15 protein-coding genes are annotated in these 16,244 nt (G+C 38.9%); 5 read left to right on the top strand and 10 right to left on the bottom strand.

Features of this window, described 5'->3' with window-relative positions; genetic code table 11:
• Positions 1 to 36: 36 nt before the first annotated feature.
• The 7 genes from FJA49_RS14190 to FJA49_RS14160 form a co-directional block, all read right to left on the bottom strand.
• Positions 37 to 642 (bottom strand): hypothetical protein, encoded by a 606-nt coding sequence (locus FJA49_RS14190; RefSeq protein WP_140001589.1) that lies wholly within the window; start codon positions 640 to 642, stop codon positions 37 to 39.
• Between the two features lie 216 nt (positions 643 to 858).
• Positions 859 to 1,161 (bottom strand): hypothetical protein, encoded by a 303-nt coding sequence (locus FJA49_RS14185; RefSeq protein ID WP_140001588.1) that lies wholly within the window; start codon positions 1,159 to 1,161, stop codon positions 859 to 861.
• A 55-nt stretch (positions 1,162 to 1,216) separates the two neighbouring features.
• Positions 1,217 to 2,167 carry a lipid A deacylase LpxR family protein gene (locus FJA49_RS14180; RefSeq protein WP_140001587.1) on the bottom strand — a complete coding sequence of 317 codons (951 nt, stop codon included), beginning with the start codon at positions 2,165 to 2,167 and terminating at the stop codon, positions 1,217 to 1,219.
• A 3-nt stretch (positions 2,168 to 2,170) separates the two neighbouring features.
• Entirely contained in the window at positions 2,171 to 2,848 is a 678-nt protein-coding gene (gene mtgA, locus FJA49_RS14175; RefSeq protein ID WP_140001586.1) for a monofunctional biosynthetic peptidoglycan transglycosylase, read from the bottom strand.
• A 27-nt stretch (positions 2,849 to 2,875) separates the two neighbouring features.
• Positions 2,876 to 4,000 carry an NAD(P)/FAD-dependent oxidoreductase gene (locus FJA49_RS14170; protein ID WP_140001585.1) on the bottom strand — a complete coding sequence of 375 codons (1,125 nt, stop codon included), beginning with the start codon at positions 3,998 to 4,000 and terminating at the stop codon, positions 2,876 to 2,878.
• Between the two features lie 43 nt (positions 4,001 to 4,043).
• On the bottom strand, positions 4,044 to 4,742 hold the full coding sequence (locus FJA49_RS14165; RefSeq protein WP_140001584.1) for a DedA family protein: 699 nt from the start codon (positions 4,740 to 4,742) through the stop codon (positions 4,044 to 4,046).
• Between the two features lie 2 nt (positions 4,743 to 4,744).
• Positions 4,745 to 5,995, bottom strand: a complete 1,251-nt coding sequence (locus FJA49_RS14160) for a dicarboxylate/amino acid:cation symporter (protein WP_140001583.1) — start codon at positions 5,993 to 5,995, stop codon at positions 4,745 to 4,747.
• A 259-nt stretch (positions 5,996 to 6,254) separates the two neighbouring features.
• On the opposite strand from FJA49_RS14160, the gene FJA49_RS18510 reads away from it, so the two are divergent.
• The 4 genes from FJA49_RS18510 to FJA49_RS14145 all read left to right on the top strand — a co-directional run bounded on the left by FJA49_RS18510 (position 6,255) and on the right by FJA49_RS14145 (position 13,182).
• The gene (locus FJA49_RS18510) at positions 6,255 to 6,851 is read left to right on the top strand and encodes a hypothetical protein (protein WP_199758408.1); all 597 of its coding nucleotides are present in this window, start codon (positions 6,255 to 6,257) and stop codon (positions 6,849 to 6,851) included.
• 17 nt (positions 6,852 to 6,868) lie between these two features.
• Positions 6,869 to 9,862, top strand: coding sequence for a GEVED domain-containing protein (locus tag FJA49_RS18590; protein ID WP_233590182.1), 2,994 nt, complete (start codon positions 6,869 to 6,871; stop codon positions 9,860 to 9,862).
• A gap of 113 nt (positions 9,863 to 9,975) precedes the next feature.
• Positions 9,976 to 11,877: a S9 family peptidase gene (locus FJA49_RS14150; protein WP_140001582.1), complete on the top strand. Its 1,902-nt coding sequence runs from the start codon at positions 9,976 to 9,978 to the stop codon at positions 11,875 to 11,877.
• A gap of 129 nt (positions 11,878 to 12,006) precedes the next feature.
• Positions 12,007 to 13,182 (top strand): hypothetical protein, encoded by a 1,176-nt coding sequence (locus FJA49_RS14145; RefSeq protein ID WP_140001581.1) that lies wholly within the window; start codon positions 12,007 to 12,009, stop codon positions 13,180 to 13,182.
• Between the two features lie 92 nt (positions 13,183 to 13,274).
• On the opposite strand, the gene FJA49_RS14140 is transcribed toward FJA49_RS14145, so the two are convergent.
• The 3 genes from FJA49_RS14140 to FJA49_RS14130 all read right to left on the bottom strand — a co-directional run bounded on the left by FJA49_RS14140 (position 13,275) and on the right by FJA49_RS14130 (position 15,605).
• Positions 13,275 to 14,117, bottom strand: coding sequence for a T9SS type A sorting domain-containing protein (locus FJA49_RS14140; protein ID WP_140001580.1), 843 nt, complete (start codon positions 14,115 to 14,117; stop codon positions 13,275 to 13,277).
• 176 nt (positions 14,118 to 14,293) lie between these two features.
• Positions 14,294 to 15,016, bottom strand: a complete 723-nt coding sequence (locus tag FJA49_RS14135) for a tetratricopeptide repeat protein (RefSeq protein ID WP_140001579.1) — start codon at positions 15,014 to 15,016, stop codon at positions 14,294 to 14,296.
• A gap of 7 nt (positions 15,017 to 15,023) precedes the next feature.
• Positions 15,024 to 15,605: an RNA polymerase sigma factor gene (locus tag FJA49_RS14130; protein ID WP_140001578.1), complete on the bottom strand. Its 582-nt coding sequence runs from the start codon at positions 15,603 to 15,605 to the stop codon at positions 15,024 to 15,026.
• A 177-nt stretch (positions 15,606 to 15,782) separates the two neighbouring features.
• On the opposite strand from FJA49_RS14130, the gene FJA49_RS14125 reads away from it, so the two are divergent.
• Positions 15,783 to 16,223 (top strand): hypothetical protein, encoded by a 441-nt coding sequence (locus tag FJA49_RS14125; protein WP_140001577.1) that lies wholly within the window; start codon positions 15,783 to 15,785, stop codon positions 16,221 to 16,223.
• The last annotated feature ends 21 nt before the right edge of the window (positions 16,224 to 16,244 follow it).

Here is a 16,244-nt window from a genome sequence, read left to right as displayed (position 1 = left end):
CAGGATGCTTTTTTGTTTTATACAGCACTCAAATTCTTATTTCAATTTGACTTCTACAATCTCGCCATCGGTTTTTACTTCGACAAACTTTTCAAGCCGTTCCTCATGATCCTGGGTATAATACCTTTTCTCATAATGTTCTGCATAACCACCATTGCTTCCATAGCTGCTTCCGGTTTTCTCATTATAAGTACCGGTTGTACTCCAGCTCATATTTCCGGTCAGGAAATATTTCCCAGGCTTCATATCTGGAAACGTAAACTTCCCAACGCTGTTGGAAATGGCTTCAAGCCTGTAACGAAAAGCCTGATCCGACATATAGACATATCTTCTCTTTCTCAGGTTTTCTTTGCTGTTTCGCAATTTATACCAAGCTTCAAGATAAGGCGTCACCGGAAACAACATGATTTTCATATTGTTTGCATAAATCCTCGGTGCCAGCGGTGCTGCTTTTGTAAAAGCAACACCCGTAATTTTTCCTTTGCCTAATGCCAAGGCTTTTTTTGCCTGTATAGAATCAAAAGCTACTTCCGGATAAAGGGTTGTAATTTTCTCTTCTTCTTCTTTTTCTACATACTGCGCCCGTATGTTCTGGCTAAGGCAGAGCACAAAAACAACGGAGCATAAAAACTTTAAATTCATAGCAATTTTATTTTGAGTTTTTAGATCTAAGATAAAATTACTGACCTTGTTACAGAATAACACTAAAGAATTGATTTTCCTGCATTAAAATACCTGAAATCAGGTAGATTTTACAGGCTTTTTCAATTTTGTTATTAATATTTCTAGCGTTTTTTAAAAATAAAAAAACCGCCGAAAGAGGCAGTTTTTAAAAAATTTGTAATCGCTATAAAAATCTTATTTCAACGAAAGTTTCTGCAATAGTTCTCCAGAGATGTCATCAATATACATTCCGTAAGATGTTACAAGAATCCCTTTTACACCATCTTTTGACGCTACACCATAGACTGTCGATTCTTCATCCGGATTGGAATCACCTTCATAACGGTAGACTTCAACGATTTCAAAATCATCAATATGGTATTTGCTGGAATTGGCACTAAGAAAATTCCCTTCAATATTAAAATCGACCATAAATCCGGCATCTCGCAATTGTTTTATGGCCTCTAGTACGGTAGCATATTTGTATTTAGCACTCATGGAAAAAAGTTTTGGTTGTGTTACTAAAGTTAAGAAAAATATCAACGCATAAAGTCTAGTACAGCAAATATGTCGCACCAATAGAACCGTAAAAATAATTTTCCATCCTGTCATTACGCAATTCTTTGCTTCTAAAAACGAAAAGATAATGAAGGTTCCAATGGTCTTTTCGATATCGGAAACCGGCTTCACCATTAAAGCGTAACGGTACAAGATTATACGTTACCGGACTGTTGTCATTAAAAAGCCTTCCCTGTATTGTAGCATCATAAACCTGAACGTTAAGATTGGGATTAATGTAAAAATAAAACTCTGACTGTTCTTTATATTTTGCCTTATCCGCATTTAATGACGCACCATATAGTCCTGAATCATAGATTGGCAACAATGCTTTTTTAAGACTGATTCGAGCCAATGGCCCTATAGTAATTCCTGTAAAGACCGATCCTAAGTTTGCTTCACCCTGAATATGATAATCAATTTTATCGACTTGTTTTGGTCCAATTTTTTTAGAATAAAACAAGCTTCCTTGTACGGCAACACCGTTATGGATTTGATAATTCCATCCCTCTACATCTTTATAACCAAAAGCCTTATGAAATAATTTCTGGAAACCTTCTGCCTGCGAATTCGGTCCAATGACCCCAAGCTGCGTACCGAACTTTAAAACCGATTCATTTTGATAAAATTTTGCAAACCCTGCTTCTGCGAAAAGATAGCCTGCAAACGGTCGGTCGTGTTTTGAAATCGATCTTGCTTCAACCGTATGCGGATTATAAATGTATTGACCAACTCTAAACTCAGTTGTCTTTTTGTTGATTTTTGGATCTTCATTACGATTCAGGTATCTGTAGAAAATTTCGATACCATTCGTATAATATTGGTCATTGACCGTAGAGGTAAACAGGTCATTATCTATAATCAGTCCTATTTCTCCATTTCTTTGCTGAGCCAAAAGTGGTAACGCAAAAAACAACATCAAAAGCAAAGAAATTTTCCGGCACATAAATCAATAGTCTAATTTGACATAGTTCATGTGTTTCATAATCCTGCCTTTTCTTCTTTCTATATATGCTGATGAATTGGTCGCTTTGAATTTTCTAGGATTAGGAAGAATTGAGGCTATTCCGGCCGCTTCTCTTTTCGAAACCTGCGAGGCATCTTTGCGATACCAATATTGAGATGCTGCCTGTACGCCATACACGCCATCACCCATCTCAATACTGTTGAGATATACTTCCATTATGCGTTCTTTGCCCCAGAAAACCTCTATCAATATAGTAAAATAGGCTTCAAGCCCTTTTCTGAGGTAGCTACGTCCCTGCCATAAAAATACATTCTTTGCCGTTTGCTGTGAAATTGTACTTCCTCCTTTGAGTTTCTTCCCTTTGGAATTGTTTTTATAGGCTTTCTGCAAGGCTTTAAAATCAAACCCGTTATGACTTAAAAAAGTTCCGTCTTCGCTGGCTATAACCGCCTTTTGTAAGTTTTCCGAAATGTCTTCGAGCGGAACCCAGTCATGGCTACAGGTCATTTCTTTTCCCGCTTGCTTTTGTTCCAGGGCACGAATACCCATCAAAGGTGTAAACGGAACAGGAACAAATTTGAAAAGAATGACAAAGAAAACTGAGATTCCGAAGAACCAAAGCGCACACTTCCATAAAAAACTGAATATTTTTCTCAACATACGAATATAGAATCTTAACTATTTTTGTTAGCCTGTTACCAGGTCTGCTAGTTCCTGTCCGACAAGGCTTCCAATTGCAACTCCCATACCTCCGAGCCTTACACCACAATAGACGTGCTCGGAAAGCTTTTCAACAATAGGCTTTTTGCTTGAACCCATTCCCATAATGCCACTCCATCGGTGTTCTATTTTGAAATCGCGACCCGGCAAAATTACTTCTTTTAAAATTTCTTCGAGTTTATTTTGTATTAAATCTGTCTGTCCGAATTCTGACGTCGTTTCTCCTTCAAAATCAAGGTTTCTTCCTCCGCCAAACAGGATACGGTCGCCAAAATTCCTGAAATAATAATAGCCTCTGTCAATATGAAAGGTTCCTTTTATATCCAGATTTGGAATTGGCTCGGTGATGAGCACTTGCGCTCTAGCCGGTTTTACAGCTCCCTGAGTTAGCTTTTCAGCAAATCCGTTGGTTGCAAACAAGAGTTTCTTAGTACTGAAATCAAAATCATCCGTACTCACCTGAACTCCTTCAGTAGTTTCATGGTAGGCAGTTACATTTTGCTTGTTAAGAATAAGAATATTGGCAGCGACTGCCTGTCTTAACAAAGCTTCCATCATGTTTCCGGTATCGATTTGTCCTTCAAACGGATTAAAAACAAGATATTCATGGATTCCGCCAAAATCAAAGCGGTCAATTTCTTTAGCAAAGACATCTGCTTTGAATAATGGCCTTAATACATCATTGATAAAAGGTATCTTTTGGAGGCATTCGTTGTAATGGCTTTCCGAATTTTTAAGAAATAGTTCATAACCGCCATACAGTTTGTAGTCGATAGCTGTGTCACCCAATCTTTTTCTGAGCAATTGCAATCCTTGCCAGCGTTTCTGGATTAACTGGACAACTTCTTCTTCCGAATGATTTCTGAGATCATCTATAATTTCTGAAATACTTCCAAAGCAAGCAAATCCGGCATTTTTAGTACTGGCTCCTTGCGGCAGGAATCCTCTTTCTAAGATGAGAATCTTGCTGTCAGGGAATTTTTCACGAAGTCTTAATGCTGTATGCAGTCCTACTATGCCGCTACCTACAATGGCAAAATCTATATTTGAAAACCAGTTTTTGAGCTCCCAGTAGCTTACATTCGCTTTCATCTCTTTGATTTTTGGTTCTGAAACGGACGCCCTGCCTAAAAGATTATGCTTCTTCTTGGCCGTCTTTTGTTCCGGTTCTTTTTTTCAAGTAATTAAGTACCAACGGAACAGTAGTAATTGCAACAATTCCCAAGACAATAAATTCAATGTGCGCTTTCAGGTCGATATCAAATTTTGTCAGGAACAGGTCATAAAGATAATGTCCTGCAAAAATAAGGGTGAATGCCCATAAGAACGAACTGACGATATTATAGAACATGAATTTCTTTTTTTCCATAGAAACGATGCCGGCCACAATAGGCGCAAAGGTTCTGATGATTGGAACAAAACGGGCGAAAATAATGGCTCTTCCTCCGTGTTTTTCAAAAAAGATTCTGGATTCAATCAGGTATTTTTTCTTAAACCAGAACGTATCTTTTTTGTTATACAGATAGTAGCCACTTTTAGCACCAAACCAATATCCGAAAGTATTTCCAAGTATTCCGGCTGTGGCTATCATAGATGACAAAACAACAAGATTCAGAAAATCACTGTTGATGGTAAAAAGCGTTGATGTCAGTTCCGTGCTATAGATTCCCGACAAAAACAGTAAGCTGTCTCCTGGCAGGAAGAAACCGGCAAAAAGCCCTGTTTCAGCAAATACGATAAACAAGACAACATAAATTCCGATAGGAACACCGCTGACTTTTAGATTGATATAAAATTCAGGATTCAATAATTGCGTCCATTCAAAGCTTCCCATTGTTATGCTGTTTCTTGCGTTATTGTTTCAGGTTCTGATTCCCATTTATCTACTGCCGTTGTCGCCAAAGCGTTTCCTAGCACATTAGTCATGCTTCTTGCCATATCACAGAAATGGTCGATTGGCAAAATAAGCGCAATCCCTTCTGGCGGAATTCCAAACATAGCACAAGTCGCCACGACTACTATCAGCGAAGCACGAGGCACACCTGCAACTCCTTTGCTGGTTAACATCAATACTAAAAGCATTGTAAGCTGTTCTCCTAATGACATATCTACACCGTAGACCTGCGCAATAAAAATACTGGCAAAAGTCATATACATCATACTTCCATCTAGGTTAAAAGAATAACCCAATGGCAGCGTAAAAGAAACGATTTTGCTTTTGCAGCCGAAGCGTTCTAATTCTTCTACTAATTTTGGAAATACTGCTTCACTCGAAGTTGTAGAAAAAGCAATAAGTAGCGGGCTTTTTATTCTTTTTAGCAAGACCCAAAGTCGGTTGCCCAAAATCATATAACCTACTAAAAGTAATAGCACCCACAGCACCAGAATCCCAATAGCAAATGCGACCAAATATCGGGCATACAGGCTAAAAATTTCAAACCCATAATTCGCAACAGCTGCCGCAACCGCACCAAAAACACCCAGAGGAGCCGTCCACATAATATAAGTTACCATTTTCAGAACCACATGCGAAACAATATCCAAAGACTTCATGATTGGATTACCAAGCTTGCCCATTGATGACAAAGCAATTCCAAAAAGTATGGCAAAAATTACAATCTGAAGGATTTCATTGGTTGCCATAGCCTCGATGACGCTTTTTGGCACCACGTGAGTAACAAATTGTTCTAAAGAAAATGATTTGGTATTTTTAAGCAAGTCATCCGCAGAGGATAAATCATCCATTTTTATGGAAGTTCCCTTGCCCGGTTTCATCCAGTTTACAAGCAACAACCCTACAGACAAGGACACTAACGATGCCGTAATAAACCATGTCATCGCTTTTGCACCTACTCTCCCCACCATCTTCATGTCACCCATTTTAGCAATTCCAACTACCAATGTTGAAAATACCAGAGGGGCGATAATCATTTGAACAAGTCGGATAAAAATCGTTCCGAAGAGTTTTATATTTTTTGAAAATTCTGCTTTTCCATCCGGATATTGGTAATGCACAAAAGCTCCTAAGGCTACCCCAAGAACCAAAGCAATGATGATTGCTATAAATAGTTTATTGTTGTTCTTCAAACCGTAATTAATTTTAGTTTGTGAAAATAGTTATATTTTTCGACACCCTCATTTGAATAGCCTTAAATTCTTAATTTTTTGCTTAAAAAAGCTCTTCCAGCAAAAATACCTTCACATTTTACAATTACAAATAATTCAACAATAACAACACTTAAAAGTTATATTTATTGTTTTTTAATATTTTATTTAAATGTTTATCACAATATAAATAAAATTGCCATACATTTGATATAACCAAATTTAACCAACCTACTAATTTATGAAACACATTCTACTATCAGTGGCCTTACTGGCTTTCACTGGATTTTCGTTTGCGCAAAATGGAAAATCACCCTGGAAAAAAACAGACCTAAAAAGTGGCACCGCAATTTTTGAAAACCGGATGCCTCTTCCCACGAAAAACTTATTCGAACTGGACATTGCTCCTTTAAAAAACGAATTGGCAAAGGCACCACTTCGTAACCAATCAAAATCAGATGTTATCGTTTCCATTCCAAATGCCGATGGAATTTCTGAACAGTATCGAATCTTTACCGTCCAGACCATGGATCCTGCACTTGCAGCCCGATATCCGGAAATCAAATCCTATATCGGGATTGGAATCACTGATCCAACCGCAACAATTTATTTCAGCGTTTCACCGCTAGGATTTCAAGGAATGAAATTAGCGGCAGACAAGCCTGCTGAATTTATCGAACCTTTATCTAAAGATTTGAAAACCTATGCCGTCTACAAAAGAGCAGACAAAAGAATGGCTTTCTCAAAATTCGAATGTCAGGTAGTAGATCATGTGAAAAGCGAGATGGATTCTAATCTGGCACAGCGTCCCAATGCAATGCAGACGACAGCACGCTGAGAACCTATCGACTAGCCATGTCGGTTACCGGCGAGTACACCACCTATCATGGCGGAACGAAAGCCTTAGCCTTAGCTGCTATCAACAACACGATGACACGGGTTAACGGAGTATTCGAAAAAGATTTTGGCGTTCGGATGGTTCTTATCTCTAACACCGATGCCGTAATTTATACAAATGCCTCTACCGATCCGTATGGCAGTACGGATGCCAATTACAATTCACAATTGCAATCCACTCTAACCAGCGTAATCGGAAATGCCAATTACGATATCGGGCATTTGATGTCGGCTATTGGAAATAACGGAAATGCAGGATGCATCGGATGCGTATGTGCTTCTGGAAAAGGCAGCGGATTCACTACAAGCACTGTTCCTATAGGCGATAATTTCGACATTGACTTTGTGGCTCACGAAATGGGACACCAATTTGGAGCCAACCATACTTTTACATTCGACAATGAAGGAACCGGCGTACAGAATGAACCGGGAAGTGGTACAACAATTATGGGATATGCCGGAATTACCGGAGCTACCGATGTACAGCCTCATAGTGATCCTTTTTTTCATGCCGTAAGTATCCAACAGGTTACAAATTATGTAAAAACAACCACCTGCCAGACCAATACAGCAACAGGCAATGCCGTTCCGACCGCTAATGCAGGAGCCGATTATACGATTCCGAAAGGAACTCCTTTCCTACTGACAGGCTCTGGCACCGATGCCAATGGTGACACGCTGACTTATTGCTGGGAACAAATGAATTCAGGAACTTCAAGCACGACCTATCCAAGCGCTACAGCTACTTCAGGGCCTGCTTTCCGTTCGTTTGTACCTTCAAATTCAGGCACACGCTATTTCCCAAGACTGGAAACCATCAAGACGGGTGCAACAACCTGGAAATGGGAAGCTGTTCCCAATGTAGCAAGAACATTAAATTTCAGATTGACAGTTAGGGATAACAAAGCAGGCGGACCAGCAAACAATAGTGATGATACGGTCATTACAGTAAAGGGAACTGCGGGACCTTTTGTCGTTACAGCACCAAATACGGCAGTTTCCTGGGCAGCAGGAACTTCCCAAACCGTAACCTGGAACGTGGCAGGAACAACTGCTAATGGCGTAAATACGGCTAACGTAGACATCTTATTATCAACCGATGGTGGAGACACCTATCCGATTACTTTATTGGCTGGAACTCCAAATGACGGAAGTCAGGCCATTACAGTTCCGAACAATCCTGGCACGCAAAACAGAATCATGGTTAAAGGAGCAAATCATATTTTCTTTGATATATCCAATACCAATTTCACAATCACAGCCGGTTCAAGTGATACAATAGCACCAACAGCGCCAACAAGTTTAGCAGCTGCTGGAACGACGCAAACAGCAACAAATTTATCATGGACAGCTTCAACAGACAATGTTGCCGTTACCGGATATGAGGTTTACCAAAATGGCGTACTAAAAACTACTGTAACCACTACAACCTATGCCGTAACAGGATTGACACCATCTACAGCCTATTCGTTTTATGTAAAAGCTAAAGATGCGGCAGGTAATTTGTCTGCGTCAAGCAATACAGTAAACATCACAACTTTGGCCGGAGCTGCATCGTATTGCGCTTCAAAAGGAAATAGCGTAGCAGACGAATATATTGGAAGAGTCCAACTAGGAACCATAAACAATGCTTCGACAGGAGGAACTGGCTATACTGACTTTACCTCTATTTCAACTAACCTGAATAAGGGAACTGCCTATACGATTACTGTAACGCCAACATGGACAGGAACTGCTTACTCAGAAGGCGTCGCTGTTTGGATCGACTACAATGGCGATGGTGATTTTGATGATTCAGGAGAATTGGTATGGAGCAGAGCCGCATCGACAGCAACTCCGGCAAGCGGTTCATTTACAGTTCCGGCTACGGCAGCAACTGGCGCAACCCGAATGAGAGTTTCTTTGAAATACAACGCAATTCCAACAGCTTGCGAAACTTTTTCTTATGGAGAAGTAGAGGACTATACCGTGAATATCCAGGCCGGAACTGCTGACACTACAGCTCCAACTGCACCGACAAGCCTGGCAGCTTCCGGAACAACACAGACATCGACAAACCTGTCCTGGACAGCATCTACAGACAATGTTGTCGTTACAGGATATGAGGTATATCAGGACGGTGTTTTAAAAACTACTGTGACAACAACTTCGTATGAAGTTACCGGATTGACCGCAGCAACAGCCTATACTTTTTCCGTAAAAGCAAAAGATGCGGCTGGTAACTTGTCGGCTTCAAGCAACAATGCCAATGTAACCACCTTATCAAATTCCGTTTCCTACTGTGCTTCGCAAGGAAATAGCGTAGCCGACGAAAAAATTGGACGTGTACAGTTTGGAACTATCGACAACACCTCAACCGGAGGAACAGGATACACGAACTTTACTTCTATTTCAACCAATGCAACCAGAGGAACAACATACACCATAACCATAACACCTTCCTGGACAAGTACTGTTTACAGTGAAGGATATGCAGTTTGGATTGACTACAACCAAGACGGCGATTTCACCGATGCTGGAGAACAAGTATGGACAAGAGCAGCTTCAACCACAACTCCTGTGAGTGGCAGTTCCACTATTCCGGTTGGCGCAACTTTAGGGGCAACCCGTATGAGAGTTTCTATGAAATACGATGGTATTCCAACTGCCTGCGAAGCTTTTTCTTATGGACAAGTTGAAGATTATACCGTAAATATCGTAGCTACAGGAAGAGGCGAAAGCATTTCACAAAATGAAATCAAACTGTATCCAAACCCTGCATCTTCTGTTATCAACCTGACATCAGTTTCTGAAAAAGCAAGTTTCAGGATTCTAAACATGCTTGGACAGGAAGTCATGAAAGGAAAAATTCAGGATGGCACCATTGCCGTTGCTTCTTTGAATGACGGAAACTATATTGTTGAAATTAATGACAACGAAAACGTGTCCATCAAACGTTTCATCAAAAAATAATTCACTCCCATTCTTGCAGAAGGCTGTCCGAAAAGACAGCCTTTTTTTGTTGGCCTTGCCACGGTATTTGAATAAATGATTACCTTTAAGCCTTTATTTAACAGCATTTGAAAATGAAAAAAATTCTTTTTTTAACCATTAGCATGATTGGATTAACGGCTACCGCACAAAACGTAATGACTCCTGAACTACTTTGGCAGCTAGGACGGGTCAGCCCTCTCGGCATATCAAAAGACGGGAAAAACATAATCTACAAAGTTTCTATTCCTTCTGTAGAAGAAAACAAGTCAAATTCTAAATTTTATAGTATTCCTATTTCAGGTGGAAATCCAACTGAAGTGGCGGATTATACTCTCTTGGTTCAAGACAAAAACATTTCTCCTGACGGAAAACTTTTGTTAGCAAGCAAAGAAGTAAAAATTGAAAAAGTTTTGGGCAAGGACTACTATCCAAACTTAGACAAGTCTGACGCACAAGTATATGACGGACTGAATTACCGTCACTGGGACACTTGGAATGATGGAACACACAATCATGTCGTTTTTTCGGATGTAAACAATAAAGAGAACTTTACCGATATCATGAAAAACGAACCGTATGATTCGCCTCAAAAGCCTTTTGGTGGAGACGAAGATTACACTTGGTCACGTGATGGGAAAAGCATTATTTACGTTTCTAAAAAATTAGAAGGTACCGCTTATGCACTTTCTACCAATACGGATTTATACCAATACGATCTCGATACAAAAACAACAAAAAACCTTACGGAGAAAAATCCCGGTTATGATACTGCTCCGCAGTTTTCTCCGAATGGCGACCTGACCTGGCTACAAATGAAACGTGACGGATATGAAGCCGACAAAAACGACATTATTGTTCGTTTCAAAGGAATGGATATCAACCTGACATCGGGTTGGGACGGAACGGTTGAAAGTTTTACTTGGAGTGCTGACGGTAAAAAAGTATATTTCTTAGCACCAATCAACGGAACTAAACAATTATTTGAAGTCAATTTTCCAGGATTGACAAGGATTGCCATAACAGTAAGACAGCTTACCGATGGTGATTTTGATGTGACTGACATTGTTGGTTTTTCAGGCGATAAGGCTATCGTAGCAAGAACTGATTTTAACCATGCAGCAGAAATCTATTCTTACGACCTAAAGAAAAAAACATGGGCACAGATTACAAAAGTAAATGATGCAGCGTATTCAAAAATTGCCCTAAGCAAATCCGAAAGACGCTATGTGACTACAACAGACGGAAAGAAAATGTTAGTTTGGGTGGTTCTTCCTCCAAATTTTGACAAAAACAAAAAATATCCAACGCTTTTATATTGCCAGGGTGGGCCTCAGTCTGCTTTGACACAATTCTATTCTTTCCGATGGAATTTTCAGGTTATGGCGGCTCAAGGTTATATTGTTGTAGCACCAAACCGTAGAGGAATGCAAGGCCACGGAGTAGAATGGAACGAGCAGATCAGTAAAGATTGGGGTGGCCAGGTAATGGACGACTATCTTTCGGCCATTGATGATGTTGCAAAAGAAAGCTATGTTGACAAAGCAAGATTAGGAGCTATAGGCGCAAGCTACGGAGGTTATTCTGTGTTTTATTTGGCAGGAATCCACCAAAAAAGATTCAAGACATTTATCGCACACTGTGGTGTTTTCAACCTGCAGAGTATGTATGGAACAACTGAGGAAGTATTCTTTACCAATTGGGACTCCGGCGGTGCCTATTGGGAAGCTGGCAATGCAGCTGCACAGAAAACCTACACTCAATTCAACCCGATCAACAATGTAAGCAAATGGGATACTCCTATTCTGATCTTCCAGGGAGGAAAAGACTACCGAGTTCCAATTGGGCAAGGACAAGAAGCTTTCCAGGCAGCACAGTTGCAAGGCATCAAGAGCCGATTTGTTCTTTTCCCGGATGAAAATCACTGGGTACTTAAACCACAAAATGCACAAGTCTGGCAGAAAGAATTTTTCAGATGGCTGAAAGAGACATTATAGCAATACAAAATCCCTCAAGAGTTTCTTGAGGGATTTTTTTTTAAGGGCTATTTCATCCTAAATAATTTGCAGCCATTTTCTGAATACTTTTTTTAAAATTTTGGAGTTATTATAAGAAAATCCCCCTTTATGAGTATAAAAAATTACTTTTTTAGCTTTTTGCTGATTTATTTCTGCTTTCACATTTTTGGATTTATCTTATCCTTTGCTTTAGAACCGTTCGTATATTGGTCTGCCGACACCATTTTCAATATCAAATATACTTTTGAAAGCAACGGATACGGCAGTGGTGACAGCACTTATGCCTATCTTGAAATGTTTTGGCGTTTCTGTTTTAGCTTGGTACTTGCTATTCCATTAGCCATCCTGACTAAAAAATACAAGCTGGCCAATACTCCGGGACTGACCTATTCTTTTTTACTCTTATTGCGCTTGTACCTGGCTTTTTTTATGCTTATCTATGGTATCGGAAAAATCCTTCCAATGCAATTCCCTCCACTTTCCTTATCAAGACTGGCACAACCCTATGGAGAATCTTCTCCTATGGGATTAGCATGGACATTCCTGCAATATTCTCCGGCCTATGCAGCATTTTCAGGATTTGCAGAAGCCATTGGCGCCCTATTGCTTTTGAACCGAAAAACAGTAACCCTTGGAGCGATTATCCTTACCGGAGTAATTTCAAACATTGTCATGATGAATTTCTGCTATGATATTCCTGTAAAAATAAGTTCCTTCCATATGCTACTTGCCAGCCTGATATTACTCTATAGTGACAGAAAGCGCCTGTATAATTTCTTCCTAACAAACAAAACAGCTGAACCAAAAAAAGATATTTATTCATTTAAGAATAAAAAAGACGAGAAAGTACTCAATGCGGTAAAAATGTCATTAAAAGGTATACTCGCTTTAGGAATAATTGCCTTTTTTGGAGTCATCTATTTAAGCAATTCCTCCTCAGAAACACCAAAACTTTATGGGGTTTATGAAACAACGATTCCAAATCAATCAAAATTCAGCAAATTCATATTTGAAAAAGGAAATTGGGGGAGCATAATTTATGCTGATAAGAAAGAAATCTTTTTTGATCTGGAATTGGATACCTTAAAAAAAACAATCAGCCTGAAGTCAACCGATACAAAAAAACCGGCTACCGAAAAATTCACATTCACGCAACAGCCAAACGGTCTGGTTCTTCAAACCGAAAATGGAGAAACAATTCATCTTAATAAAAAATCCAGAGAAGATTTCTTATTGATTAACCGAGGATTTCATTGGATTAACGAAACGCCTTTTAACCGATAAAAATCATATGTAAAAAGATTTCTACTTTATTAAACAGAAAAATCCCCTAAGAAAAATTCTCAGGGGATTTTTTTTGCGTTATACATACACTTTTACTTCTTGACAATCTTGAAGATTTCTTTGCCTTTTTCGGTATTGGCATGAATCACATAATTGCCGCTAGTCAGACTAGAAATATCTAGCTGTCCTTCATTCGAGTTAATTGTTGACTCTAATACTTTTTGTCCCAGCAAATTGAATACTGTCACATCAGAAATGGCTTCTGTGCTTGACAAGTTCAACAATTTCTCTGTTGGGTTTGGATAGTATTTTACTAGTGATTTCGAGAATTCACGATTTCCAAGAGCAGTAGCCTTTACTTCCAATGCATCTACCGTTGTAGCATATCCATAATCAGTTTCAACTTCCACTGCGATCTGGTAGGTTGCAGAAGGTGATGGAAGCGCAATCTCCTCAGAAAAAGCCCAGGCTCTAACATCGGAATGAAACTCTGCGATTTGTACCCATGCCGAAGACGGGGAAGTACGATAGAAAATCCTTAACCAGTTCTGATCAGGATCCCAAAACGGGTTTCTGTAATAAAAACTAACCGTAGGATTAGTTACACCCGAAAAATCAAATACCGGGCTTACCAGTTTCGTTTTGTCAAAATTGTGAGAAGTTCCCGGATAATTGGCAAATTTAACGCCTTCATAAGCGGTTATTCCTCCTCCTCCGGTAGATGGCGAAGTCGCAAATGTCCATGACATATTGTTTACTTCATAAATTTGAGTCCAACTGCTTCGCGTGGGCGAGCTGTCCTCAAAAGTTTCCATCCAAGGAAACGTTGAAATCTGAGCATTGGCTCCTAAAGCCAAAGTTAACAATACCACAGTCAAAAAGAACTGTCTCTTGTGTGGGGCAAAAAACAAATTTTGATGGTAATTTTGTCTCATAATGTTTAAGTTTGATTATTAACAACATTTCAAATGTATCAATTATTTATCAAAACAACGTATGAAATATTTATACTTTTAATTGATTTCATAAATTATATTTAAAAATAACCTCAAAAAACAATTCAATAGCTAAGAGAGAAAATAAAAACCCGACCATTACAGTCGGGTTTTTCTTATTTTAAATGTTGTATCAATTCTTGTGCCTTATCGTAATCTTCTGCATCCCGAGGAATTTGCCGCAGCAGTATTTTACTTCCCTCAAAATCATGCTGTTTCAGTTTAGACAACGCCAAATACCAGGTTGCTTTATCCTTATAAACGGATGTTCCTTGCCTGATACCGTTCAAAAGTGTTTCTGCCTTTTTATATTGGCTTGTTTCTATCAGGGCAATCGCATAAAAATATTGGTATTCCGGGTTGTCAAGATTTCCCATTTTTTCAAAAGCAGTAACAGCTTTTGCATACTCTTTTTTATTGAAGAAATCTTGGGCGTTTTTTAGCTCTTCATTACTTGCACCTCTTTCAACAAAAGAAGCATTTTCATGTTGGCTGTAGTCACTATACTCCGGCATGGAATTGTTACTGAAAATCCAGGTCCCGAGAAGTACCAGAACAGATGCCGCTGCCGCATAATGCCACGGCCTAATTGAGAAAACCTTGGTCTTCTTTTTTCCTTCCACAAAATAGCCATCTGATATGGATTCTAAATTTTTCTTGAATTCTGTAGTTTCCGGGGAAAATTTCTGTTTTACAAAAGCCGTCGTTTCTTTATATAATTCAAAACTTTCCTTAAGCTCAGAATTATCACGTAGCTCTAATTCAAAATCCAGGCGCTCTTGCTCCAACATTTCATTATTCAGGTAGCTTTCAAAGCGTATGTATGCCTCTTCATTCATAATAGCGTTATTTTTTTAGCGATTTATACCTATTCGATTGCTGAATCATTTCTGTAAGCTGTCCTGTGCATAGCGATTTTTTCTTTCTCACATAACCATAGGTTACATTAAGCTGCTGGGCGACTTCTTCCATCGTTTTCAAGACAAAACTGAGCTTGAGAACTTCCTGGCATTTTTCACCTAGCTTTTGGAACATCTCATCAAACAGCGATTGCTTTTCATCAAAACTTTCGGTTTGCAAGACCAGTTCTTGTGCTGATTCGTCTATAGATACTGTATCGTCACTGATTGTTACCCTTTTATTGGAAGGTTTTTTTAATTCATTGAGCCACTTCCTTTTACAAAGCAGAAAAAAATAGGCTTCAAACGGACATGTGAGTTTCAGTCCTTTTGTTTTTGCCTGATGATAAATGGTTGTCAGCACTTCCTGAACAACATCTGCGGCATTATCATCATCACCGCTATTGGTGCGGACATAGTTTTTGACTTTGGGCACAAACTTTTTATAAATGGATGTGATAACTGCCGAGTCGTTTTGCAGCAATCCTTCAATATAAAATTGGTCAGAATGAATATTGTTTTCGGTCATAACTGCCTTGTTTACTGCTAATGTAGAAAAAATAGGAATACAAGGGTAACAAATTTAGCACAACCGATATATAGGTATATAAAGTGCATCAAACGCTATTACGAGTTAGGTAACAAATCAGGAAGCAAATTGATGTAATAATAGAAACAAAGACAATAACACTAAAATTTAGAAATCATGAAAAATTCAATTTTAACATTAGCAATGATAGCATTATCGATGAGCGCAAATGCTACAGAAGTAAAAACTGCTGCAAGTAAAGAAAACGCAACAGAAATCACAAAAGACAGAATCGTAGTGGTTTATGACTGGAGTGTAAAAACAAACCAGGGAAACTATTCTGGCACCGCCCAATCATTAGAAAAAGCAGAAAGCAGAATTATCATGGCAGCCGCTGGAGAAATCATCTTGGATAAAAAAATTGAAAGCTTTTACCAATTAGCGGAAGAAGTTTCCAATCCTACATTACGATTATATTTCTGGGAAGTAGAAACCGTAAACGGAACCGCTAAAGGATTTTCAAGTTCTGAAAACCATGCTTTGAGAATGATTCAGTTAATCAGCACAAATGATATTCTTACTTACAAAATCATACGAAGTGCAGAGTTTGATAGATAACCTATCAAAAACGCAATTAAT

The organism is Flavobacterium microcysteis (assembly GCF_006385255.1).
In the GTDB taxonomy this organism is placed as follows: Bacteria; Bacteroidota; Bacteroidia; order Flavobacteriales; family Flavobacteriaceae; genus Flavobacterium; species Flavobacterium microcysteis.
Note: the sequence above shows the minus strand (reverse complement) of the source record. Positions and strands in the feature narration are given on the sequence as shown.

Excerpts from the sequence above, each read along its gene's own strand:
- FJA49_RS14190 (WP_140001589.1), bottom strand. The coding sequence starts at position 642 with ATGAATTTAAAGTTTTTATGCTCCGTTGTTTTTGTGCTCTGCCTTAGC.
- FJA49_RS14185 (WP_140001588.1), bottom strand. The coding sequence starts at position 1,161 with ATGAGTGCTAAATACAAATATGCTACCGTACTAGAGGCCATAAAACAA.
- FJA49_RS14180 (WP_140001587.1), bottom strand. The coding sequence starts at position 2,167 with ATGTGCCGGAAAATTTCTTTGCTTTTGATGTTGTTTTTTGCGTTACCA.
- mtgA (WP_140001586.1), bottom strand. The coding sequence starts at position 2,848 with ATGTTGAGAAAAATATTCAGTTTTTTATGGAAGTGTGCGCTTTGGTTC.
- FJA49_RS14170 (WP_140001585.1), bottom strand. The coding sequence starts at position 4,000 with ATGAAAGCGAATGTAAGCTACTGGGAGCTCAAAAACTGGTTTTCAAAT.
- FJA49_RS14165 (WP_140001584.1), bottom strand. The coding sequence starts at position 4,742 with ATGGGAAGCTTTGAATGGACGCAATTATTGAATCCTGAATTTTATATC.
- FJA49_RS18510 (WP_199758408.1), top strand. The coding sequence starts at position 6,255 with ATGAAACACATTCTACTATCAGTGGCCTTACTGGCTTTCACTGGATTT.
- FJA49_RS18590 (WP_233590182.1), top strand. The coding sequence starts at position 6,869 with ATGTCGGTTACCGGCGAGTACACCACCTATCATGGCGGAACGAAAGCC.
- FJA49_RS14150 (WP_140001582.1), top strand. The coding sequence starts at position 9,976 with ATGAAAAAAATTCTTTTTTTAACCATTAGCATGATTGGATTAACGGCT.
- FJA49_RS14145 (WP_140001581.1), top strand. The coding sequence starts at position 12,007 with ATGAGTATAAAAAATTACTTTTTTAGCTTTTTGCTGATTTATTTCTGC.
- FJA49_RS14140 (WP_140001580.1), bottom strand. The coding sequence starts at position 14,117 with ATGAGACAAAATTACCATCAAAATTTGTTTTTTGCCCCACACAAGAGA.
- FJA49_RS14135 (WP_140001579.1), bottom strand. The coding sequence starts at position 15,016 with ATGAATGAAGAGGCATACATACGCTTTGAAAGCTACCTGAATAATGAA.
- FJA49_RS14130 (WP_140001578.1), bottom strand. The coding sequence starts at position 15,605 with ATGACCGAAAACAATATTCATTCTGACCAATTTTATATTGAAGGATTG.
- FJA49_RS14125 (WP_140001577.1), top strand. The coding sequence starts at position 15,783 with ATGAAAAATTCAATTTTAACATTAGCAATGATAGCATTATCGATGAGC.